The organism is Catellatospora methionotrophica, from assembly GCF_011297335.1.
GTDB lineage: Bacteria > Actinomycetota > Actinomycetes > Mycobacteriales > Micromonosporaceae > Catellatospora > Catellatospora methionotrophica.
Genome location: NZ_JAAOTJ010000027.1, coordinates 22,652 through 45,313, shown reverse-complemented (window position 1 = coordinate 45,313; position 22,662 = coordinate 22,652). Strand labels below are relative to the sequence as shown.

22 protein-coding genes are annotated in these 22,662 nt (G+C 71.4%); 15 read left to right on the top strand and 7 right to left on the bottom strand.

Annotated elements, in window-relative coordinates:
• Positions 1 to 5 precede the first annotated feature (5 nt).
• Positions 6 to 1,163, bottom strand: coding sequence for an NADH-quinone oxidoreductase subunit D (locus tag HAV40_RS34330; RefSeq protein WP_166388461.1), 1,158 nt, complete (start codon positions 1,161 to 1,163; stop codon positions 6 to 8).
• A gap of 49 nt (positions 1,164 to 1,212) precedes the next feature.
• Positions 1,213 to 2,172: an SAM-dependent methyltransferase gene (locus tag HAV40_RS34325; protein ID WP_239086171.1), complete on the bottom strand. Its 960-nt coding sequence runs from the start codon at positions 2,170 to 2,172 to the stop codon at positions 1,213 to 1,215.
• A 76-nt stretch (positions 2,173 to 2,248) separates the two neighbouring features.
• Between HAV40_RS34325 and HAV40_RS39015 the strand changes: the two genes are divergently transcribed.
• The 10 genes from HAV40_RS39015 (at position 2,249) to HAV40_RS34280 (ending at position 11,162) form a co-directional block, all read left to right on the top strand.
• On the top strand, positions 2,249 to 2,371 hold the full coding sequence (locus tag HAV40_RS39015; RefSeq protein ID WP_275413470.1) for a hypothetical protein: 123 nt from the start codon (positions 2,249 to 2,251) through the stop codon (positions 2,369 to 2,371).
• Positions 2,372 to 2,548: 177 nt separating this feature from the next.
• The gene (locus HAV40_RS34320; RefSeq protein ID WP_166388459.1) at positions 2,549 to 3,463 is read left to right on the top strand and encodes a Rossmann-like and DUF2520 domain-containing protein; all 915 of its coding nucleotides are present in this window, start codon (positions 2,549 to 2,551) and stop codon (positions 3,461 to 3,463) included.
• Positions 3,460 to 4,299 carry a pantoate--beta-alanine ligase gene (gene panC / locus HAV40_RS34315; RefSeq protein WP_166388458.1) on the top strand — a complete coding sequence of 280 codons (840 nt, stop codon included), beginning with the start codon at positions 3,460 to 3,462 and terminating at the stop codon, positions 4,297 to 4,299. Before HAV40_RS34320 ends, panC begins: the two co-directional genes overlap by 4 nt.
• Positions 4,299 to 4,727, top strand: coding sequence for an aspartate 1-decarboxylase (panD, locus tag HAV40_RS34310; protein WP_166388457.1), 429 nt, complete (start codon positions 4,299 to 4,301; stop codon positions 4,725 to 4,727). The genes panC and panD overlap by 1 nt, the downstream gene beginning before the upstream one ends.
• 155 nt (positions 4,728 to 4,882) lie before the next feature.
• Positions 4,883 to 5,764, top strand: coding sequence for a septum formation family protein (locus HAV40_RS34305; RefSeq protein WP_166388456.1), 882 nt, complete (start codon positions 4,883 to 4,885; stop codon positions 5,762 to 5,764).
• 74 nt (positions 5,765 to 5,838) lie between these two features.
• A complete protein-coding gene (locus tag HAV40_RS34300; RefSeq protein ID WP_166388455.1) occupies positions 5,839 to 6,732 on the top strand; it encodes a septum formation family protein in 894 nt (297 codons plus the stop codon).
• Positions 6,733 to 6,815: 83 nt separating this feature from the next.
• Entirely contained in the window at positions 6,816 to 7,700 is an 885-nt protein-coding gene (locus tag HAV40_RS34295; RefSeq protein ID WP_166388454.1) for a septum formation family protein, read from the top strand.
• A 111-nt stretch (positions 7,701 to 7,811) separates the two neighbouring features.
• Positions 7,812 to 9,512 carry an L-aspartate oxidase gene (locus tag HAV40_RS34290; protein WP_166388475.1) on the top strand — a complete coding sequence of 567 codons (1,701 nt, stop codon included), beginning with the start codon at positions 7,812 to 7,814 and terminating at the stop codon, positions 9,510 to 9,512.
• Complete coding sequence (gene nadC / locus HAV40_RS34285; protein WP_166388453.1) at positions 9,509 to 10,390, top strand: carboxylating nicotinate-nucleotide diphosphorylase; 882 nt, start codon at positions 9,509 to 9,511, stop codon at positions 10,388 to 10,390. The genes HAV40_RS34290 and nadC overlap by 4 nt, the downstream gene beginning before the upstream one ends.
• A 7-nt stretch (positions 10,391 to 10,397) precedes the next feature.
• Positions 10,398 to 11,162 carry a type III pantothenate kinase gene (locus tag HAV40_RS34280; RefSeq protein WP_166388452.1) on the top strand — a complete coding sequence of 255 codons (765 nt, stop codon included), beginning with the start codon at positions 10,398 to 10,400 and terminating at the stop codon, positions 11,160 to 11,162.
• On the opposite strand, the gene HAV40_RS34275 is transcribed toward HAV40_RS34280, so the two are convergent.
• Entirely contained in the window at positions 11,152 to 11,880 is a 729-nt protein-coding gene (locus tag HAV40_RS34275; protein WP_166388451.1) for a class I SAM-dependent methyltransferase, read from the bottom strand. The genes HAV40_RS34280 and HAV40_RS34275 overlap by 11 nt on opposite strands.
• 596 nt (positions 11,881 to 12,476) lie before the next feature.
• On the opposite strand from HAV40_RS34275, the gene HAV40_RS34270 reads away from it, so the two are divergent.
• Both HAV40_RS34270 and HAV40_RS34265 read left to right on the top strand, forming a co-directional pair.
• The gene (locus tag HAV40_RS34270; RefSeq protein ID WP_166388450.1) at positions 12,477 to 12,827 is read left to right on the top strand and encodes a histone-like nucleoid-structuring protein Lsr2; all 351 of its coding nucleotides are present in this window, start codon (positions 12,477 to 12,479) and stop codon (positions 12,825 to 12,827) included.
• A 401-nt stretch (positions 12,828 to 13,228) separates the two neighbouring features.
• The gene (locus HAV40_RS34265) at positions 13,229 to 15,763 is read left to right on the top strand and encodes an ATP-dependent Clp protease ATP-binding subunit (RefSeq protein WP_166388449.1); all 2,535 of its coding nucleotides are present in this window, start codon (positions 13,229 to 13,231) and stop codon (positions 15,761 to 15,763) included.
• Between the two features lie 55 nt (positions 15,764 to 15,818).
• On the opposite strand, the gene HAV40_RS34260 is transcribed toward HAV40_RS34265, so the two are convergent.
• A complete protein-coding gene (locus tag HAV40_RS34260) occupies positions 15,819 to 16,667 on the bottom strand; it encodes a polysaccharide deacetylase family protein (protein ID WP_166388448.1) in 849 nt (282 codons plus the stop codon).
• A 58-nt stretch (positions 16,668 to 16,725) separates the two neighbouring features.
• Positions 16,726 to 17,610, bottom strand: a complete 885-nt coding sequence (locus HAV40_RS34255; RefSeq protein ID WP_166388447.1) for an A/G-specific adenine glycosylase — start codon at positions 17,608 to 17,610, stop codon at positions 16,726 to 16,728.
• Positions 17,611 to 17,687: 77 nt separating this feature from the next.
• Here HAV40_RS34255 and HAV40_RS34250 point away from each other — a divergent pair, with 77 nt between their 5' ends.
• The 3 genes from HAV40_RS34250 to HAV40_RS34240 all read left to right on the top strand — a co-directional run bounded on the left by HAV40_RS34250 (position 17,688) and on the right by HAV40_RS34240 (position 19,572).
• Positions 17,688 to 18,218 (top strand): glycine cleavage system transcriptional repressor, encoded by a 531-nt coding sequence (locus HAV40_RS34250; RefSeq protein ID WP_166388446.1) that lies wholly within the window; start codon positions 17,688 to 17,690, stop codon positions 18,216 to 18,218.
• Between the two features lie 31 nt (positions 18,219 to 18,249).
• A complete protein-coding gene (def, locus tag HAV40_RS34245; protein ID WP_166388445.1) occupies positions 18,250 to 18,792 on the top strand; it encodes a peptide deformylase in 543 nt (180 codons plus the stop codon).
• A 69-nt stretch (positions 18,793 to 18,861) separates the two neighbouring features.
• Positions 18,862 to 19,572 (top strand): hypothetical protein, encoded by a 711-nt coding sequence (locus HAV40_RS34240; RefSeq protein WP_166388444.1) that lies wholly within the window; start codon positions 18,862 to 18,864, stop codon positions 19,570 to 19,572.
• A gap of 495 nt (positions 19,573 to 20,067) precedes the next feature.
• Here HAV40_RS34240 and disA read toward each other — a convergent pair whose 3' ends face one another.
• Positions 20,068 to 21,174 carry a DNA integrity scanning diadenylate cyclase DisA gene (disA, locus tag HAV40_RS34235; RefSeq protein WP_409364965.1) on the bottom strand — a complete coding sequence of 369 codons (1,107 nt, stop codon included), beginning with the start codon at positions 21,172 to 21,174 and terminating at the stop codon, positions 20,068 to 20,070.
• A gap of 54 nt (positions 21,175 to 21,228) precedes the next feature.
• Positions 21,229 to 22,647: a DNA repair protein RadA gene (radA, locus tag HAV40_RS34230; protein WP_166388442.1), complete on the bottom strand. Its 1,419-nt coding sequence runs from the start codon at positions 22,645 to 22,647 to the stop codon at positions 21,229 to 21,231.
• Positions 22,648 to 22,662 lie beyond the last annotated feature (15 nt).

Below are 22,662 nucleotides of genomic sequence, written 5' to 3'. Positions count from 1 at the left end.
GCGGGTTACTTGTCGATGTCGCCGACGACGAAGAACATCGAGCCCAGGATGGCGATCAGGTCCGGCACCAGGGTGCCCGGCAGCAGCGTGGACAGCGCCTGCACGTTGGCGTACGACGCGGTGCGCAGCTTCATCCGCCACGGTGTCTTGTCGCCCTTCGACACCAGGTAGTAGCCGTTGACGCCGAGCGGGTTCTCGGTCCACGTGTAGGTGTGCCCCTCGGGGGCCTTGACCACCTTGGGCAGGCGTACGTTGACCGGCCCGCCGATCCGGTCGACCCGGTCCAGGCACTGCCGGACCAGGTCCAGCGACACGTACACCTGGTCGAGCAGCACCTCGAAGCGGGCGTGGCAGTCGCCCGCGGTACGGGTGACCACCGGGACGTCCAGCTCGCCGTACGCCAGGTACGGCTCGTCGCGGCGCAGGTCGAAGTCCAGGCCGCTGGCCCGCCCGACCGGCCCCGACGCGCCGTACGCGGCGGCCTGGGCGGCGCTGAGCACGCCCACCCCGACGGTGCGGGCCAGGAAGATGTCGTTGCGCCGGATCAGGTCGTCCAGCATCGGCATGCGCGAGGCGACCAGGTCGACGGCCTCCCGGGCGCGCCGGGTCCAGCCCGCCGGGACCTCCTCCTTCAGCCCGCCGATGCGGTTGAACATGTAGTGCATGCGGCCGCCGGTGGCCTCCTCCATGACGGCCTGCAGCACCTCGCGCTCGCGGAACGCGTAGAACACGGGGGTGATCGCGCCGATCTCCAGCGGGTACGACCCGAGGAACATCAGGTGGTTGAGCACCCGGTTCAGCTCGGCCATCGCCATGCGCAGCCAGACCGCCCGCTCCGGGACCTCCAGCCCCATCAGCCGCTCGACGGCCATCGCCGCGCCGAGCTCGTTGCTGAACGCGCTCAGCCAGTCGTGCCGGTTGGCCAGCACCAGGATCTGCCGGTAGTCACGGACCTCGAACAGCTTCTCCGCGCCCCGGTGCATGTACCCGATGATCGGCTCGGCGGAGAGCACCTTCTCGCCGTCGAGGACGAGTTTGAGCCGCAGCACGCCGTGCGTCGACGGGTGCTGGGGCCCGATGTTCAGCACCATGTCGGTGCCCAGCTGCTGGGCTCCCGCGCCCGCGCCGACCGTCAGCTGCCGGGTACCGCCCGTTTCCGCCATGCGCGCCATCGTAAGCCAGCCCCGGGAGAGGAAGGGCGCCTTGCCGGCGCTATTCGTGGCGGAAGGACACCCGCCGGGGGTCGAGGCCGACGCCCTGCGCGAGCCACCAGTGCGCACCCAGCCCGCCGGCCGCGGTCAGTTCGGCGATCTCACTGGCCTCGGCCAGCGCCCGGACGTAAGCCCCGGGATCGGTGGACGCCAGGGTCAGCGGCGGCCGCCGTGCGCTGAGGCCGAGGCGGTGCAGCGCGGCCCGCTGGTTGAGCAGCAGCACCTCGGCGGCCATGACCTGACCGGCATCGATCGCCGAACCGGTGCGACCGGCCGCCGCGATCGCGTCCATGGCCACGTGGCAGGTGATGTCGGTGCTGCCGTCGAAGGCGGGCGGCACCTCCCGGCCGTCACGGAACCCGGTGGCCGTGGGCAGGGCGGGCCGCTCGGCGAACAGGTGCCCGTAGTCGACGGCCAGTGCCAGGCCCGCGTCCAGCGCGCCCACCGCATCGGCCCAGGCCTCGTCGCGGCTGCGCCCGATCTCCACGATGTCGTCCGGCCCGGCGGGCCACCACCGCTCGATCCAGGCGGCGTCGGCCGGGTCGAGCGGGCCGCACGGGTGCAGGTCCGTGTCGAGGTAAGACCTGTCACGGGCGAGGTCCAGCGGCACGTTGTCGAGCCACTCCGTGGCCAGCAGCAGCCCGGTCAACCCGCGCGGCAGCTCGGTGCGCCAGCTGACGCCGTGGTCGTGTGTGCGGGTGCTGACCTCCACGGCCACCGGGCGGACGCGGGAGCGCAGCGGATCAGGCAGCGCGGCGAGCACGCCGTGCAGTAGTTCGCCCCGGCCCGCACCCACGTCCACCAGGTCGAACACGGCGGGGGAGCCGAGTGCCCGGTCGACATCGGCCACGAGCGCCGCGATCGCGCGGGCGAAGTGGGGTGACTGGGCGCTGGTCCGGAAGTGGTCGGCGGGCCGCTCGCGGACGAAGAAGCCGTCCGGCCCGTACAGCGCAGTTCGCATCGCGTCCCGCCAGCGCATCGGTGCTGTTCACTCTCCGTCCGTCGCCGGTTGCCCTGCCGAATCTACGGTCCGGCCCATGCGACGTATTCTCACCTGCCTCCCGGCCGGAGCCCTGGCGGCGACCGCGCTGCCCGGCATGGCCACGGCGGCACCCGAGCAGGCAACCCAGGGACCCGCGCTGCGCAGCGTCACGGCGTGACCCGCGAGACGGCGGTCACGAAAGGCGCTCCCGGGACGTGGTTCCGGGGGCGCTTTCTGTTGTGGGTATGTGAACGATCTGGGGCAGTGCGGTTTCGCACAGTCTCTGTCCAGTGATCAGGACACGGGGTCATACTTGCCCCGACCGGTACCCCGAAGAAGAGGACTGGATCAGATCATGAGTGCTGAGCTCACCATCGGTGTGATCGGCGCCGGCCGGGTCGGCGCGGTTCTGGCCGCCGCCCTGCGGGGCGCGGGACACCGGGTCGTTGCCGCTTCCGGCGTGTCCGCCGCGGCCAAGCACCGCATCCGCACCCTGCTTCCCGGTGCGCGCAATCTTCCCGCCGACGAGGTGGCCCGCGCCGCGGCCGATCTGCTGATCATCGCGGTGCCCGACGACGCCCTCGCCGGGGTCGTGACCGGGCTGGCCGCCACCGGCGCGCTGCGGCCCGGCCAGGTGGTGGCGCACACGTCCGGCGCGCACGGGCTGGCCGTGCTGGCCCCCGCCGCCGCGGTCGGCGCTCGCGCGCTGGCGCTGCACCCCGCGATGACCTTCACCGGCACGGCCGCCGACCTGGACCGGCTGCCCGGCATCTCGTACGGGATCACCGCCGCCGACGCCACCGTGCGCACCCTGGCCGCCGCGCTGGTCACCGACCTGGGCGGCCACCCGGAGTGGATCAGCGAGGACCGCCGCGCGCTGTATCACGCGAGCCTCGCCCACGGCGCGAACCACCTGGTCACCCTCGTGAACGAGGCCGCCGACCGGCTGCGCGACGCGGGCGTGCTGAGCCCGGAGAAGGTGCTCGGCCCGCTGCTGACCGCCGCGCTGGAGAACGCGCTGCGGATGGGCGACGCGGCGATCACCGGGCCGGTGTCGCGCGGCGACGCGGGCACGGTCGCCCGGCACGTGCAGGAACTGGCCCGCACCGCCCCCGACTCGCTCCCGGCGTACGTCGCGCTGGCCCGGCGCACCGCCGACCGGGCGATCGCCGTCGGGCGGCTGCGCGCGGTCGACGCCGAGCCGCTGCTGGGCGTGCTGGCCGAACCGGCCGCCGCCGACGCCGGGCAGCTCGGTGAGGCCGCGAAGTGACCGCCGTCGTACGCACCCGCGAGGAGCTGGCGCAGGCCCGCGCGGCGGCGCAGGGCTCCGTCGCGGTCGTGATGACCATGGGCGCGCTGCACGAGGGGCACGCCACGCTGCTGCGGGAGGCGCGTAAGCACGCCGACGTCGTACTGGCCACGATCTTCGTGAACCCGCTGCAGTTCGGCCCGAACGAGGACCTGGCCCGCTACCCGCGCACCTTCGACGCGGACGTGGCGGTGTGCGCGGCCGAGGGCGTCGACGTGATCTTCGCGCCGACCCCCGAGGTGATGTACCCGTACGGCCAGCCGCAGGTCACCGTGCACCCGGGCCCACTGGGTGAGGTGCTGGAGGGGGCGGTCCGGCCCGGTCACTTCGCCGGGGTGCTGACCGTGGTCGGCAAGCTGCTCCTGCTGACCCGCCCGGACCTGGCGTTCTTCGGGGAGAAGGACTACCAGCAGCTCACGCTGATCAAGGCGATGGTGCACGACCTCGAACTCGGGGTGGAGATCGTCGGCGTGCCGACCGTCCGGGAGGCCGACGGCCTGGCGCTGTCCAGCCGCAACCGCTACCTGAGCGAGGCCGAGCGGCGGGCGGCGCTGGCGCTGTCGCGGGCGCTGCGGGCCGGGGCCGCCGAGCGGGACCCCGGCGCGGTGCTGGCTGCCGCCCGGGCGGAGCTGACCGGCCTGGATGTGGACTACCTGGCCCTGCGCGGGGCAGACCTCAGCGAGGACCCGGCGGGCGGTGAGGCCCGGCTGCTGGTGGCGGCGCGGCTCGGCACCACGCGGCTCATCGACAACCTGCCCGTCCACCTCGACGGGACGACCGAGAAGGAAACGGCCTGATGTTCCTGCGCACCATGTTCAAGTCCAAGATCCATCGGGCCACGGTGACGCAGGCCGACCTGCACTACGTCGGCTCGGTCACCATCGACGAGGACCTGATGGACGCCGCCGACCTGCTGGCCGGTGAGCAGGTCGCGATCGTGGACATCACCAACGGGGCGCGGCTGGAGACCTACGTCATCCCCGGTGAGCGCGGCACCGGTGTGATCGGCATCAACGGCGCGGCCGCGCACCTGGTCAAGCCCGGCGACCTGGTCATCCTGATCTCGTACGCGCAGGCCGACGAGGTCACCGCGCGCTCGTACACCCCGCGGGTGGTGCACGTGGACGCCGACAACCGGATCATCTCGCTGGGCGCGGACCCGGCCGAGGCCGTGCCGGGCATGGTCGGCGACGTCGTCCGCGGCGACCTGACGCTGAGCCGCTAGGCATCCGGCCACGAAAACCGCGAAACGGGCGGCGGCAACGCCGCTGGCTGCGGATACGCCGCAGATTGTGATCTCGCTCTCGGCCGTTAGGACGATATGGGTCACGGCACCGTCGCTTAGGCTCGCCCAGGCTCTATGACCTGGGAGGTTGGGCGATGCGGGGACGCCTCACGGTCGGCACCATGCTGGCTGCACTACTGACGAATCTGGCCCTGGCCGGTTGCGGCTCGACGCTGCCCACCGAGGTGGACAGCGCGCTGACCGACGACTGGGTGAAGGTCGCCGACGTCAAGGCCTGGGCGCCCGAGGCGGGCGTATGCCTGGGCGGGGTCCCCCGGGACACCGGCCGATACACCGACCCGGTCGTGGACTGCGCGAAGTCGCACTACGCCGAGGTCGTACACGTCGGCGAGTTCCCGGGCCTGACGGCCGCGCCCGGCCCGAAGGACAAGGCCGCGGCGCTGGTCGAGTGCGACCAGAAGTCCGCCGCCTACCTGGGCCGCCCGTGGGGCCAGGCGCGGCTGGAGCTGGTGCTCGCCGTGCCGACCCCGTCCGCCTGGGACGGCGGCGCACGCTGGTTCCGGTGCGACGTCACCGAGGTGGAGTCGGTCTTCGACGAGATGGACTGGACGCAGCGCACCGGCAGCCTGAAGGGCGCGGTGCCGCCAGCGCTGCTGGTCGGCTGCACGAACGCCGAGGAGAAGGGCGCGGCGATCGTCACGATGCCCGAGGTGGCCTGCACCAAGGCGCACGACAGCGAGTTCGTCGGCTTCTACCGCGCGAGCATGACGACCGCCTACCCGAAGTCCGAGCGGCAGTGGAACGTCGTGCACGACAGGTGCCAGGACCTGGCGGCGAAGTTCCTCGGCGTCGGCGCGGGCAGCGCGGACCGGATCGGCGTCATCTCCAGCCCGAACAACGAGAAGTCCTGGGCGGACGGCGACCGGACGGTGCGCTGTTCGATCTGGTTCGGCGACGGCAAGACCATGAAGAAGTCGGCCAAGGGCAGCAAGGGCAAGGGCGTTCCGGGCTGGTAGAAGGCCGACAGCACCGCTGTCGCGGTCGCGTTCTGTCGGTTAGGCTCCCCGGGCGGACCTGGGAGGGGCGACACATGGCATGGAGGCGGAGGATCGCCGCCGGTGCGGCCGTCTGCGCGCTGGCGGCGCCGGTGGCCGGCTGCACGTCACCGGCGGCCGGTGTGGACGGAGACCTCGCCGACGACTGGGCGCGCCTGCCCGCGGCGCAGGTGTTCATCCCCGGTGCCGAGGTCTGCCATGACAAGGCGTACGAGCAGACCGGCCGGGCCACCGCGTACCGGCCGGTCGACTGCGAGACCGAGCACTACGGCGAGACGGTCTACGTCGGCACGCTGACCGGAGCCGTGGCCGAGCGCGCCACCCCGCCGGAGGCCGACGACGCGCTGCTCGCGGGGGCTTTCGCGGAGTGCGACGAGCGCTCCACCGCGTTCGTCGGCCGGCAGTGGCGCGACGGCCGGTTGACCCTCGACCTGACGCTGCCCTCGGCCGCGGCCTGGCAGGGCGGCGCGCGGTGGTACCGCTGCGAGCTCAACGAGCTCACCACGGTCACCGACAAGGCCGACTGGGTGCGCCGCAGCGGCAGCCTGCGCGGCTCGCTGCCGCCGGGGCTGCTGCTCACCTGCTTCGCCGAGAGCGGCAAGAACGGCTCGGTGGACACCATGCCGGAGTCCGACTGCGCCAAGTCGCACAACGCCGAGTACGTCGGCACGTTCACCGCCGCGGCCGCGCGCAAGTATCCGGTCAGCGAGGCGGACTGGGACTACTTCCACGACAACTGCCGCAAGGCGATGGCCACGTTCATCGGCGTCAGCGTGAGCGCCACCAGCAAGTACGGCGTGATCTCGTGGCCGTACAGCAAGGCCACCTGGGCCGGGGGCGATCGTGGCGTGCGCTGCTACCTGTGGCTGGAGACGAAGAAGATGACCGGCTCCGCCAAGGGCACCGCGGGCAAGGGCATTCCGAGCTGATCCGTGACCCCACGGGTGTCGCCACGCGGTGGCGAGCATGAAATATGCTCCGCATTCATGTTCGGCAAGCTGGGGAGGCACTGATGCGTGAGGTGATCGGCCGAAGGGTCGCAGGGGTCGTGCTGGTCGCGGCGTCCCTGCTGGCCACGTCGGCCTGCGGGGGACAGCTGCCGCCGGGGGCGGACGGCGACCTCACCAACCAGTGGGCGGCGGTGGCCGAACCCCAGAGCTGGCGGCCGGACGAGGCCAAGTGCGCCGACGACTTCCGCGACGTGAGCTACCGCTCGGCGTACAAGCCGGTCGCCTGTGACCAGAACCACACCTATGAGACGGTCGCCGTCGCGGACTTCACCGGCGACGCGGCCTCCCGCACCACGCCGCCCTCGGAGGGCTCGCCCGAGCTGCGCGCCGCCTGGACGGACTGCAGCACGAAGGTCAGCACGTACGTCGGGGGCGACTGGCGGAACGGCGCGCTCTGGTTCGGCGTCGCAGTGCCGTCGCCGGCCGGCTGGGACGGCGGCGCCCGCTGGTACCGCTGCGAGCTGACCGCGCTGGACGGCCAGTACGGCGACCCGGTGGCCCGTACCACCCCGCTCAAGGGCGCGCTCGCGAGCCTGAAGTTCGGCTGCTACCAGTACGGCTCGCAGCTGGTCGCGATCTCCTGCGCCAAGGGCCACAACGCGGAGTTCGTGGGCGTGTGGAACGCGGGCAGCACCTCCTTCGCCAGCCTCAAGGGCATGAACACCAAGATCGCCAAGGCGTGCCGGGGCGTCATCGCGTCGTACGTGAAGGTGCCGAACGACGGCAACATCAACTACCGCACCGGTGTGGTGTGGAACTGGCCGTCGCAGGCCGACTGGGATGCCGGCGACCACGGCGTGCGCTGCCACCTGTGGCTGAGCAAGAAGAAGGTCACCAAGTCGCTGCGTGGGGCCGGGACCAAGGGCCTGCCGATCAACTACGCGTGACGCTCCGGAGCCGTCCCCCGGCCGCGTGCCGGGGGACGGTGAGGGGTGTCACGTGGGCCCGGGGGTGAACGCCGAGCCTCGGCGGGGTTGACTGTGCTGGTGCGCAAGGCGTTGACAGTCCCGGGTGATCTCCCGGTGTTGCCCCGGGCGTTGCCCGCGCGGCCAGCGAGCTGGTTCGAACCGACCGACGTCGTCGTGATCGGGTCCGGCATCGCCGGCCTGACCGCGGCGCTGCACCTGCGTGAGGCAGGTCTGCACGTCACCGTCGTCACCAAGGTCAACATCGACGACGGCTCCACCCGCTGGGCCCAGGGCGGCATCGCGGCCGTGCTCGACCCGCTGGACACCCCCGCCGCCCACGCCCGCGACACGCTCGTCGCCGGCGTCGGCCTGTGCGACCCGGCCGCGGTGGACGTGCTGGTCACCGAAGGCCCCACCCGGGTACGCGAACTGATCAAGATGGGCGCGGAGTTCGACCGCCACGCCGACGGCTCGCTGATGCTGACCCGCGAGGGCGGGCACCACGCGAACCGCATCGTGCACGCGGGCGGCGACGCGACCGGGGCCGAGGTGCAGCGCGCGCTGCACGCCGCGGTCAACCGCGACCCGTGGATCCGCCTCGTGGAGCACGCGCTGGTGCTGGACCTGCTGCGCGACGCCCAGGGACGGGCCTGCGGGGTGACCCTGCACGTGCTGGGCGAGGGCACCGAGGACGGCGTCGGGGCGGTGCTGGCCCGCGCCGTGGTGCTGGCCACCGGCGGCCTCGGCCAGATCTTCGCGGCCACCACCAATCCCGTCGTGTCCACCGGCGACGGCGTCGCGCTGGCGCTGCGGGCCGGAGCCGACGTCACCGACCTGGAGTTCGTGCAGTTCCACCCGACGTCGCTCTACCTGCCGAACAACCGCACCGCGCAGCAGCCGCTGGTCAGCGAGGCGCTGCGGGGCGAGGGCGCGTACCTGGTCGACGGGGACGGCAAGCGGTTCATGGTCGGGCAGCACGAGCTGGCCGAGCTGGCGCCCCGCGACGTGGTCGCCAAGGGCATCCACCGGCAGATGCTGGCCACGGGCACCGATCACGTCTACCTGGACGCCCGGCACGTGCCCGACCTGGCCCACCGCTTCCCGACGATCACGGCGTACTGCCTGGCCGCCGGGGTGGACCCGACGGTGGACCTGATCCCGGTGGCCCCGGCCGCGCACTACGCCTCCGGCGGGGTCCGCACCGACCTGGACGGCCGCACCAGCATCCCCGGCCTGTACGCCTGCGGTGAGGTCGCCTGCACCGGCGTGCACGGCGCGAACCGGCTGGCTTCGAACTCGCTGCTGGAGGGACTGGTCTTCGCCCGCCGCATCGCCGCCGACATCATCCGCGACCTGCCCGCGCAGACCGACCCGGTGCTCGACGAGCCCGACCCGGCGGGCCTGCCCCAGGGCGGGCTGGCCTGGACGCCGCAGGGCCTGGTCGCGGCGGGGGAGCCGCCGGTGGACCTGGCCGAGCGACGGCAGCGGCTGCAGCGCGCGATGACGCGCGGGGCGGGCGTGCTGCGCAGCGCCGAGTCGCTGGCCGAGACGGCGCGGGTGCTGCGCGAGGTCGGCGTGCCGCCGCTGCCGGGGCGCACCGCGGGCTGGGAGTTCGCGAACCTGCTCACGGTGGCGAGTGCGCTGGTCGCCTCGGCGTCCCTGCGCGCCGAGACGCGCGGCTGCCACTGGCGCGAGGATCATGCAGAGGCCGACGACGGCTGGCGGGGGCACCTGTTCCCCGGCCTGGCCGCCGACGGTACGACGAACGAGGCGTGGGAGGCGATGGCGTGAAGGACACGACGCAGGCGCAGCTGCTCAAGGCGGGGCTGGACACGGACGAGGTGCAGCGGATCGTGGCCAACGCGCTGCGCGAGGACCTGGGCCCGGACCGGCTCGACGTGACCAGCGTGGCGACCATCCCGGAGACCCAGGTCGACACCGCGGACCTGATCGCCCGCGAGTCCGGCGTGGTCGCCGGGCTGGCCGTGGCCGAGCTGGTGTTCGAGCTGGCCGGGCCGGGCGCGGAGGTCACCGTGCACGCGGCCGACGGTGACACGGTGGCCCGCGGCGACGTGCTGGCCACGGTCACCGGGCCGACCAGGACGCTGCTGTCGGCCGAGCGCACCGCGCTCAACCTGCTGTGCCGGATGTCCGGGGTGGCCACCCATACCCGCCGCTGGGTGGAGCAGCTCGCGGGCACCAAGGCGCTGGTGCTGGACACCCGCAAGACCACCCCCGGCCTGCGGCCGCTGGAGAAGTACGCGGTCCGCGCGGCGGGCGGCACCAACAAGCGCATGGGGCTGTACGACGTCGCCATGATCAAGGACAACCACAAGCTCGCGGCGGGCTCGATAACCGCGGCGTACGACCTGGTGCGGGCGAACTTCCCCGACGTGGGAGTGCAGGTCGAGGTGACCACGCTGGCCGAGGCGCAGGAGGCGGTGGCGGCCGGGGCGACGTTCCTGCTCTGCGACAACATGTCCCCGCAGTTGCTGCGCGAGGTCGTCGCGGCCGTCGGCGACCGGGCCGAGCTGGAGGCCACCGGCGGGCTGACGCTGCAGGTCGCCGCCGAGTACGCGGCCACCGGCGTCGACTACCTGTCGGTGGGGGCACTGACCCACTCGTCGCCTATCGTGGACATCGCCTTGGACCTCCGAGCGCGGAAGTAGACGTCGGGTGCTGCTCTGTATCGACATCGGTAACACCAACACGGTGCTCGCCACCTTCGACGGTGAAAAGATCGTGCACTCGTGGCGGGTGAAGACCGACGCCCGCAACACCGCCGACGAGCTCGGCCTGATGTTCCGCGGCCTGCTGGCCGGGGACAACGTCGAGATCACCGGCGTGGCGGCCTGCTCGACGGTGCCCGCCGCGCTGCGCTCGCTGCGCACCATGCTGGGCCGCTACTACGCCGGGCTGCCCGCGGTCGTGGTGGAGCCCGGGGTGAAGACGGGCGTACAGCTGGCCATCGACAACCCCAAGGAGGTGGGCGCGGACCGCGTGGTCAACACGCTGGCGGCGCACAGCATCTACGGCGGCCCGGCGATCGTGGTCGACTTCGGCACCACCACCAACTTCGACGTGATCAGCGCGCGGGGCGAGTTCCTGGGCGGCGCGTTCGCGCCGGGCATCGAGATCTCCTTCGACGCGCTGGCGGCCCGCGCCGCCCAGTTGCGCAAGGTCGAACCCGCCCAGCCCCGGTCGGTCATCGGCAAGAACACGGTCGAGTGCCTGCAGGCCGGCATGTACTTCGGCTTCGCCGGGCAGGTCGACCGCATCGTCGAGCGGATGATCGAGGAGCTGGGCGGGGTCACCGCGGTCATCGCCACGGGCGGGCTCGCGCCGGTGGTGATGGGCGAGTGCCGCACCATCACCCATCACGAGCCGATGATCACCCTGATCGGCCTGCGCATGGTGTACGAGCGCAACGTCAGCGCCTGACCGTACGCAGCACCTTGGTGACGTAGGGCAGCGCGAAACTGTCCCGCCCGGCCAGGTCGGGATGGGTCGCGCACAGCTCGAGGACCGCCTCGCGCAGCCGCCGCCGCTCGTCGGAGGGCGCGACGAGATACCAGGAGCGGGTGGCGATGAGGTCCACCAGGCCCTGCGGGGTCTGCGTGACGCTGTGCCGGAACTCGGACTGCTCGAACGGGGCGAACAGCTCGCCGAACGCGGCGTTCTCGGGGCGGTGGAACAGGGCCGACCTGATGATCACGTCGAGCTGCCGGACCCAGTCGACGCTCACGTCGCGGTCGTTGCGCATCGGCGCGAACACCCCGCCGGGCCGCAGCACCCGGATGATCTCCGGGTGGGCGCGCGCCTTGTCGAACCAGTGGTACGCGGTGCCGACCACGACGGCGTCGGCGTAGCCGTCGGGCAGCGGGATCGACTCCGCCGAGCCCTCCAGCGCGACGGTGCCCGGGGTGGCCTCGTCGAGCGCGGCGCGCATGCCAGGGTCGGGCTCGACGGGTACGACCTCGAAGCCCGCGGCCAGCGCCACCCGGGTGAGCTGGCCGGTCCCCGCGCCCAGGTCGACCACGCGGCCGGGGGCGGTGCCGATGGCCCAGGTCAGCGCCTGTGCCGGATAGCCGGGCCGCGATTGCTGGTAAATCCGCGCCGCCGCGCCGAAAGAGAGCCGGTGTTCGTCGATGGGGTCCATGTGTTCGCCTCCCGTGTGTCGGCGCCATAACGCCGTGGCCACCCTAGTGCAGACGGCCCGCGCGGGAATTCGCCCCGTTTCGGCGTATCGCTCGACAGCGCACTGCCGACGGGGCCGATACGCCCGCGCCGGGTGCGGCGAATCGGCCTGCGGCCGCGCACGCCGATCGCGTCCTCGCGGGCCGTCCGGCGGCCGCGTATTCGGCCCTCGGATAGGCGGGCGACGCACAGGGTCATCGCCTCGTCGCAGAGCGCGAATGGGTCAGGTCCGCGCGACGGCTGGTACCCACCCGACTGCGCAACGCGAGCGCGCCATGCGCGGGTATGCCGTGCGTCCGGCTCACAGGAACCGGTATCCACCGCGCGCTCGACGAGCCGCCAAATGGCGCTGCAATCCGTTTTCCCTTGTCAGAGGATAATCGACCCGGCTGCTGTCCCACTTTGCGCCGCGCCCGGCGAAGCTATGCCGAATAATAGGGTCACGCCGGAATTGATCCGCTGTGAATGAGTGGCTATCCTGGCGAGCGCTTCTTTATGAATTCATGGCACGCCCTTGACTGACGGGGAGGATCCGGGGCGGCGAGAAAGGATGACGGCATGGCCAGGCGCGAGATTGTGGTGCTGGCGGACGACCTCGATGGTTCCGAGGGCGACGTCCGCAGTGTGAGATTTGGATTCGAGGGCGCCAATTACGAGATCGATCTCGGCCCGGCGAACCATGACAAGCTGGCTTTGGCGCTGGCGCCGTTCCTCGCCGCCGCGCGCAAGGAGAGCGGCCGCCGTGGACCGGTCGCGGCCCCCAAGGCGAAGGCGCCGACCGCGGCTGAGCAGCGTGCCTTCAACCAGCGGGTGCGTGAGTGGGCCAAGGGTCAGAGTAAAGAGGTCAACGACCGGGGCCGGGTGCCGGCCAAGGTGATCGAGGCTTACTACGCGGCGGGTCTGCGTTAGTCTTGACATGTTTGCGACGTTCGTCGGATTGACGGTGTGATGCGAGGATTTCTTCGTGTCACACCGTTTTTCGTGTTCGGCGACGCGCCGGACGCGTCGACCATGATGTGGACACCGATATTTCGCTGTGCGCGTAGCGGTCCTGGATGCGGAACAGCCGCGGGCGAGGCAAGGTTGGCTCTGATGCCAGCCACGTCGGCCGTTTGCTGGGGCAGATGCCCTGTTTCCTCCGCTTTCTAGTCGACGGTAAGCGACCTGATGGTTACCCAACGGTGACCGGACGAGCGTTTCCGGCGGGCCGACATGGTCGGGGTCTGGCGTTAGAGTGAGTGAAACAGCTTCGCCGCCGCGGATCTCCGGCAGGAGTTCTCGAGGAACTGAGGCGTAGGTGAGGAGCGGGAATGTTCGAGCGGTTCACCGACCGGGCGCGTCGGGTGGTCGTCCTGGCCCAAGAAGAAGCCAGGATGCTCAACCACAACTACATCGGCACGGAGCACATCCTGCTCGGCCTCATCCACGAGGGTGAGGGCGTCGCGGCGAAGGCGCTGGAAAGTCTCGGCATCTCGCTGGAGGGCGTGCGCCAGCAGGTAGAGGAGATCATCGGCCAGGGCCAGCAGGCGCCGAGCGGGCACATCCCGTTCACGCCGCGGGCCAAGAAGGTGCTTGAGCTGTCCCTGCGCGAAGCGCTGCAGCTCGGCCACAACTACATCGGCACCGAGCACATCCTGCTCGGTCTGATCCGCGAGGGCGAAGGCGTCGCGGCCCAGGTGCTGGTGAAGCTCGGCGCCGACCTCAACCGGGTGCGCCAGCAGGTCATCCAGCTCCTCTCGGGTTACCAGGGGGGCAAGGAGCCGGCCGCAGCCGGCGCCGCCACCGGCGAGGCCGCTCCGTCCACCAGCCTCGTGCTGGACCAGTTCGGTCGCAACCTGACCCAGTCGGCGCGGGAGGGCAAGCTCGACCCCGTGATCGGCCGGGAGAAGGAGATCGAGCGGGTCATGCAGGTGCTGTCCCGGCGCACCAAGAACAACCCGGTGCTGATCGGTGAGCCCGGCGTCGGCAAGACCACCGTCGTCGAGGGCCTGGCCCAGAAGATCGTCAAGGGCGAGGTGCCCGAGACGCTGAAGGACAAGCAGCTCTACACGCTTGACCTCGGCGCTCTGGTGGCCGGTTCGCGCTACCGCGGTGACTTCGAGGAGCGCCTGAAGAAGGTGCTCAAGGAGATCCGCACGCGCGGCGACATCATCCTGTTCATCGACGAGATCCACACTCTGGTCGGCGCGGGCGCCGCCGAGGGCGCGATCGACGCCGCCAGCATCCTCAAGCCGATGCTGGCCCGCGGCGAGCTGCAGACCATCGGCGCGACCACGCTCGACGAGTACCGCAAGCACCTGGAGAAGGACGCTGCGCTGGAGCGCCGCTTCCAGCCGATCCAGGTCGGCGAGCCCTCGGTGGCGCACACCATCGAGATGCTCAAGGGCCTGCGTGACCGCTACGAGGCGCACCACCGGGTCACCATCACCGACGCGGCCCTGGTCGCGGCGGCGAACCTGGCCGACCGGTACATCTCCGACCGCTTCCTGCCGGACAAGGCGATCGACCTGATCGACGAGGCCGGCGCCCGGATGCGCATCCGCCGCATGACCGCGCCGCCGGACCTGCGCGACTTCGACGAGAAGATCGCCCAGGTGCGCCGCGACAAGGAGTCCGCGATCGACGCGCAGGACTTCGAGCGGGCCGCGCAGCTGCGTGACAAGGAGAAGCAGCTCCTTGGCCAGAAGGGCGAGCGGGAGAAGCAGTGGAAGGCCGGTGACCTGGACGTCGTCAGCGAGGTGGACGACGAGCAGATCGCCGAGGTCCTGGCCAACTGGACCGGCATCCCGGTGTACAAGCTGACCGAGGAGGAGACCTCCCGGCTGCTGCGCATGGAAGACGAGCTGCACAAGCGGGTCGTCGGCCAGCTCGACGCAGTCAAGGCCGTCTCCAAGGCGATCCGCCGCACCCGGGCGGGCCTCAAGGACCCGAAGCGGCCCTCCGGCTCGTTCATCTTCGCCGGCCCCTCGGGTGTCGGTAAGACGGAGCTGTCCAAGACGCTCGCCGAGTTCCTGTTCGGCAGCGAGGACGCGCTGATCCAGCTCGACATGTCGGAGTTCCACGACCGGTACACGGTGTCCCGCCTGGTCGGCGCCCCGCCCGGATACGTCGGCTACGACGAGGGCGGCCAGCTGACCGAGAAGGTGCGCCGCCGGCCGTTCTCGGTGGTCCTCTTCGACGAGATCGAGAAGGCCCACCCGGACGTCTTCAACACGCTGCTGCAGATCCTGGAGGACGGTCGCCTGACCGACGGCCAGGGCCGCATCGTGGACTTCAAGAACACCGTGATCATCCTGACCACCAACCTGGGCACCAGGGACGTGGCCAAGGCGGTCTCGCTGGGCTTCCAGAAGTCCGAGGACGCCGAGTCCAACTACGAGCGGATGAAGCAGAAGGTCAACGACGAGCTGAAGCAGCACTTCCGCCCGGAGTTCCTGAACCGCATCGACGACACCATCGTCTTCCACCAGCTCGGCGAGGTGGAGATCCTCTCGATCGTGGACATCATGATCAAGCGGATCGAGGGCCAGCTGCGCAACAAGGACATGGGTCTGGAGCTGACCGACAACGCCAAGAAGTACCTGGCGAAGAAGGGCTACGACCCGGTCCTGGGCGCCCGGCCGCTGCGCCGGACCATCCAGCGCGAGCTGGAGGACACGCTCAGCGAGCGCATCCTGTTCCAGGAGCTCAAGCCCGGCCAGCACGTGCTGGTCGACTGCGAGGGCGACCCGGAGCAGGTCGAGACGGCCAAGCTGACCTTCACGGCATCGCAGAAGGCGGCAACGGCTCCGCCGGAGGCCCCCGAGGCCCCCGCCGAGCCGGTCGGCAGCGACGCGGCCGCGTAACGAGCACGTACGAAAAGAGGGGCACCGCGCGAGCGGTGCCCCTCTTTTCACGTGCTCAGCCGATGTAGTCCTCCAGCAGGGCAGGCGTCAGCCCCGACTTGTAGATCGCGTTCAGCGCGCCGAGCAGGTCGTCCATCAGCGCCGGGCGGAAGTGCATCAGCAGCACGTCGCCGGGCAGCACGACCTTCTTCGAGGTCTGGTAACGCACGATGCCCTTGTCGACGGTCTGCGTCCAGAAGAAGGCGGCCTGTGCCCCGCAGGCGTGCGCCGCCTTCAGCGTGTTGGCGTCCTTGTTGCCGAACGGCGGGCGGAACAGCGTCGGCCGCCGACCGAACAGGTCCTCCAGCTTGTCGGCCGACCCACAGATCTCCTTCTTCTGGAACTCGTACGACTTGCCCTTCAGCGAGGTGTGCGTGATCGTGTGGTTCTCGACCATGCCCCCCGCCTCCTGGATCGCCTTGAAGTACGGCGTGTACTTCGTGGCGGCGGGCGAGTTGAGGAACATCGTCACCGGGATCTTGGCCTGCCGGATGAACTCGATGACCTCCGGCTTACGCGACAGCGCGCCGTCGTCGATCGTGATGAAAGCGACCTTGTTCGTGGTCGGCACCTTGAACAGCCACATGGCCGAGGCGCTCTCCGGCACCTTAACCCGCTGCGGGGCCGGTGCGGGCCCGAACTTGGGCGCCTTGTCCAGATACCACTGGAGGCTCTTGAAAGCCGCCGGGGACGGCTGCACCGACGGGCTCGGCGAGGCACCGGGGCTCGGCGAGGCCGACGGGCTCGGGCTGATGTCAGGACCGGCGAACGTCGGCTCCGGACCGGCGCTCTTGCACGCGGCAGGCGCGAGGAGGGCGGTCAGTAGGAACACGGCAACGGCGCGGCGTACGGGGGTGGATGCCACGCCCGGACTCTATCCAGGCTGGGTGAAATCGCAATACCACGGAAAGATCGGAGCGGAGTCAGAAATCGGCGGGAACACGCCCGGGCAGGCTGAAACGTTCCCCCCGGGGCACCACGAGGCCGTCGGCGAGCAGGCTGTCGAGGGCCCGCGTCCGCTGCACCGGGTCCGGCCACACCACGTCGAGGGCCAGCCGTTCCACCGGCCCGGTCGCCTGCCGCAACACAGCCAGCAGCAGGCCGCGCACCTGCCGGTCGGTGCCCGCGTAGGCCTGCGGCTTGCGGGACGGCCCCGCGGGCAGCACCGCGCCCGAGCGCCGCCACGCGCAGGTCTCCCGCAACGGGCAGGCCTCGCACCGGGGCGTACGCGCCGTGCACAGCACCGCGCCCAGCTCCATGAACGCCGCGCTGGCCCGCGCCGCCGCCTGCTCGGCCTGCGGCAGCAGCGACTCGACCAGCGCCAGGTCGGCCGGGGTGGTGGCCGCACCGGCGTCGGGCAGGCCGTGCACCGCCCGCGCCGCGACCCGGCGCACGTTCGTGTCCACCACCGGATGGCGCTGCCCGTACGCGAACGCCAGCACCGCCCGCGCCGTGTAGTCCCCGACGCCCGGCAACGCCAGCATCTGGTCCAGCCGCCGGGGCACCTGCCCGCCGTGCCGCTCCACGAGCGCCGTCGCGCACCCGTGCAGCCGCATCGCGCGGCGCGGGTAGCCGAGCCGCCCCCAGGCCCGGATGGCTTCGCCGGAGTCCTCGGCGGCCAGGTCGGCCGGGGCGGGCCAGCGGGCAACCCACTCCCGCCACACCGGCAGCACCCGTACGACGGGGGTCTGCTGGAGCATGAACTCGCTGATCAATACCGGCCAGGCGCCGATGTCCGGGTCACGCCACGGCAGGTCACGAGCGTTGACGTCGTACCACGCAGTGGTCAGCGAGGCGAGTTCGGACATGAGCCCCACCCTACTGGTGCACAATGCCCGTTGGAGCGAGCGAGTCCTGCCGCCGACGAGCCCAGCGAGGAGAAGGCATGACTGACGTGCACGGGGCCGAACTGGCCGTCACGGTGATCGGACCGGACCGCACCGGGATCGTCGCCGACGTCGCCGAAGCGCTGGCCACCCTCGGCGCCAACCTCACCGACTCCACGATGACCCGGCTGCGCGGCCACTTCGCGATGACCCTGATCTGCACCGCCCCGGCCAGCGCCACCGAGGTCGAGCACGCCCTGCTGCCGCTGTCCGCCGACGGTCAGCTGCTGGTCACGGTGCGCGACGTCGGCGGCGACGAGGCCGCCCACAACGGCGGCCTGCCGTACCTGCTCAGCGTGCACGGCGCCGACCGGCTCGGCATCGTCGCGGCGGTGACCCGCGTCGTGGCTGAGGCCGGTGGCAACGTCACCGACCTGTCCACCCGCCTGGTCGGGCCGCTGTACCTGCTCGTCGCCGAGGTCGACCTCCCCGAGGGCGTGCCCGGCGAGCTGGCCAAGCGGCTCGCGCACGTCGCCGAGGAGCTGGGCGTCGAGGTCAACCTGCGCCCCGCCGGAGCGGACGTCCTGTGAACGGGCCGAGCGTGCGGGACAAGGAGGCGGTGTGAGCATCGAAGGCTGGGACGTCACCGCGCTCGGGACGGGCCGGGTGCTGCCCGTCGTCACTGCCCCGGAGCCCGTGCTGAGCCGCGTCGGCGAACCCGTCGACCCCACCGACCCGCAGGTGGTGGCGCTCGCCGCCGACCTCGTGGCGACGATGGCCGTGTCACCGGGCTGCGTCGGGCTCGCCGCCCCGCAGGTCGGCGTCGGCGTACAGCTGTTCGTGGTGAACGTCACCGACCACCCCAAGGCGGCCACCGTGCACGGCGTGTTCGTGCTCGCCAACGCGGTGATCGTGGAGGCCAGCCGGTGGCGTCCGGGCCGGGAGGGCTGCATGTCCGTGCCCGACCTGACCGGCGACGTCAAACGTGCCGGGCGTATCGTCGTCACCGGCGAACTGCCTGGCAGCGGCCGCAAGGTGACGATCACCACCGATGCCTTCGAGGCGCGGGCGCTCCAGCACGAGATAGACCACTGCAACGGACTGCTCTTTTTGGACAAGGTGAGCGGAGCGCACGCGATCTATCAGCGGAAAGTCTATCTGTGACGCGGAGTTCGCGCGCTGAGCGTGTCGCGTCGTGCGTGTCGTGATCGTGGGCGATAGCGTGAGCACATCATGAGACTGATAGTCGGTCCGCTGCCCGCAGCCGTCTACTGGCGACGCCGCGCCATGGTGCTCGGTGCGCTGCTGGTTGCCGTTCTCATGATCACTCTTGCGGTACGCGGCACCGGCAGCGGCGGCGCCCAGCAGCCCTCCGCCAACGGCATGTCCACAGGCGCGGGCGTGTCACCGGTGTCGGCGCAACCGGCGCCGACCGCGGCGGCGTCGCCGAGCGACGGGATCATCACGCCGGTCTCCGAACTGCCGCCGTCGCCGAGCGCGGACGTGGCGGGCGAGGGTGAGGGCGACGGTGAGACCGACCCGAACGCGTGCACCGACTCCGAGATCAAGGTGACCGCGAAGCCGGCTCAGGCCACGCTCAAGCGGGGCGCTGACCTGCTCATCACGTTGCTGATCAAGAACACCTCGAACCGGACGTGTACGCGTGACGTCGGCGCCGATCTCCAGGAGCTCCGGATCCTGAAGGGCACCGAGAAGGTGTGGTCGAGCGACGACTGCGGCGGGCCGCGAGGGCATGAGGTGCGGTCGTTCCCGCCGGCGCATGAGCGGTCGTACACGGTGGTCTGGAACGGCCATGCGAGCTCCGCCTGCGAGAAGTCGATCAAGCGAGTCCCCGACGGACCTGTTCCCGCTGCCGGGGAGTACCGGCTGTACGCGCGGGTCGGCACCGCGATCTCGGGTTCTGTGACCCTGAAACTCACCTAGGCCTTCGGCTCGCTCCACCGGGTCGGCACTGTGCCCCACTGCCTCCGCGCACTGCGCACCCGCACTGCCTCCGCGCACTGCCTCCGTGCACTGCGCACCCGCACTGCCTCCGCGCACTGCCTCCGTGCACTGCGCACCCGCACTGCGTGCCCGCACTGCCTCCGCGCGCCGCTTCCCCGCTCTGCGTCCGCGTGTGCCGCGTCCCCACGCCGTGTCCGCGTGTGCCGCGTCCCCACGCCGTGCCCCCGTGTTGCGGCGGTGCGTGGCGATGATCGCCGTTTGAGGTCAGAACCTGCGGTTGGACCTCACCTTTTGACCGCAAACAGCGATCATCGCCGTGGGCGACGTCCATCCCCGTTGGGAAGGGCACCTTCCTCTACGCATAGCGATGGGAAGGTGCCCTTCCTTCGGCCGGTCGGGACGCGGCTCGCGGGACGCGGCTCGCGGTGCGGCGCGCGTGGTGGGGCGCGGTGGGGAGGGTTGGGCGGGTGGGGGCTAGACGTAGCGTTCGAGGATCGAGGTCTCGGCCAGGCGGGAGAGGCCCTCGCGTACGCCGCGGGCGCGGGCGTCGCCGACTCCCTCGACGGCCTGGAGGTCCTCGACGGTGGCGCCCAGGAGACGCTGGAGGCTGCCGAAGTGGTCGACGAGGCGGTCGACTATCGCACCGGGCAGGCGGGGCACCCGGGCCAGGAGGCGGAAGCCGCGGGGGCTGACGGCGGCGTCGAGGGCCTCGGTGGTGGCCGGGTAGCCCATGGCCTTGGCGACCGAGACGAGGTCGATGAGCTCGCTGGCGGTGAGCAGGTCGAGCTCTACCAGGGCCTCGTCGACCGTTCTGGTCTTGCGGTTGGGGGGCAGGTAGTCGCGGATGACCAGGGTGCGGTCGGCGTCGACGCCGGCCATCATCTCGTCGAGCTGGAGGGAGAGCAGGCGGCCGTCGGTGCCGAGTTCCACGACGTAGCCGGCGATCTCGTCGGAGATGCGGCGGACCATCTCCAGGCGCTGGACGACCGCGAGGGCGTCACGGACGGTGACCAGGTCCTCGATCTCCAGCGCGGAGAGGGTGCCGCTGACCTCGTCGAGGCGCAGTTTGTAGCGCTCCAGGGTGGCCAGTGCCTGATTTGCCCGGGACAGTATCTGTCCGGAGTCGTCCAGGGTGTGTCGCTGTCCGGCCACGTAGACGCCGATGATGTGCATCGACTGGCTGACGGAGATGACCGGGTAGCCGCTCTGCTTGGAGACGCGCTCGGCGGTGCGGTGCCGGGTGCCGGACTCCTCGGTGGGGATGGAGGCGTCGGGCATCAGGTGCACGGCGGCGCGCAGGATGCGGGTGCCGTCGGCGGAGAGCACGACGGCGCCGTCCATCTTGCACAGCTCGCGCAGGCGCGTGGCGGAGAACTCGACATCGAGCGGGAAACCGCCGGTGGCCAGGGTCTCGATGAGTTTGTCGTACCCGAGGACGATGAGGGCGCCGGTCCGGCCGCGCAGGATGCGCTCGAGGCTGTCGCGCAGTGGCGTGCCCGGAGCGACCCGTGCCAGGGTGGCGCGCAGCGGATCACCGCCGACTGCGGCGGTGTTCCAGGTGGTGTCGCGATCGATCGGCACGGGCACATTCTACGGGGGCCGCTGGAGCGACCCCGTCGGCCCGTGGTGGGAGCGTCACTCAGCGGACAATCGGGCAGCCCAGTGCAGTGCGGTACGCAGATCGGACACCTCTTCGACCCGCATGTCGCCGGCCGGGGTGCCCGTTGACGACGGACCGCAACCGGGCGGCACCAGAGCGTGTTTGAAGCCCAGCCGGGCCGCCTCGGCGAGCCGCCTGGGGACCGCGCCCACGCGGCGCACCTCACCGGTGAGACCTACCTCACCGATGGCCGCGAGCCGGGGCGACATGGACAGGTTGAGCCCCGCGGAGGCGACGGCGAGCGCGACGGCCAGGTCCGCGGCGGGCTCGACGACCCGGATGCCGCCGACGGTGGCCGCGAACACCTCCTTGTCGTGCAGCGCCATGCGCTCGGTACGCCGCTGGAGCACGGCCAGCACCATGGCCAGCCGGGCCGAGTCGAGCCCGGAGACGGTGCGCCGGGGCGAGCCGGCCACCGTCGCCCCGATCAGCGCCTGCACCTCGGTGACCAGGGCCCGGCGGCCTTCCATCGCGACGGTGACGCAGGTGCCGGGGACCGGCTCGGCATAGCGGGTGAGGAACAGTCCCGACGGGTCCGGCAGCGAGGCGATGCCACTCTCGTGCATCTCGAAGCAGCCGACCTCGTCGGCGGCCCCGAACCGGTTCTTCAGCCCGCGGACCAGGCGCAGCGAGGAGTGCTTGTCGCCCTCGAAGTGCAGCACCACGTCGACCAGGTGTTCGAGCACCCGGGGACCGGCCACGTTGCCGTCCTTGGTCACATGGCCGACCAGCACGGCCGCGATGTTGCGCTCCTTGGCGACGGCGATCAGCGCGGCCGTCACCGCCCGCACCTGGGTGACGCCGCCGGGCACGCCGTCGTTGCCGGGGGCGGCGATGGTCTGCACGGAGTCGAGCACGAGCAGGCCGGGCTTGACCGCGTCGAGGTGCCCGAGCACGGCGGCCAGGTCGGTCTCGGCGGCCAGGTAGAGCTGCTCGTGCAGGGTGTTCATGCGCTCGGCGCGCAGCCGGATCTGGCTGACGGACTCCTCGCCGCTGACGATCAGCGCGGGGCTGCCGGCCCCGGAGGCCCACTGCTGGGCGACGTCGAGCAGCAGCGTGGACTTGCCGACGCCGGGCTCGCCGGCCAGCAGGACGACCGAGCCGGGCACGATGCCGCCGCCGAGCACGCGGTCGAGTTCGCTGACGCCGGTGGCGACCGCGCGGGCGGGCACGGCGGAGATGGTGGCGATGGGCCGGGCGGGTTCACCGGGGGTGCGGGCAGCCACGTTGCGCATCGCGCCGAGGGCCGGGCCGGTCGAGGCCTCGATGACCGAGCCCCACTCGCCGCACTCGGGGCAGCGGCCGAACCACTTGGGAGGCTGATGCCCGCACGCGTCACAGACGTATCCGGGGCGTGCGGGCTTCGCCGTCTTCGAGGTGCTGCGCACTGTCACGTGCGCAACCTACCC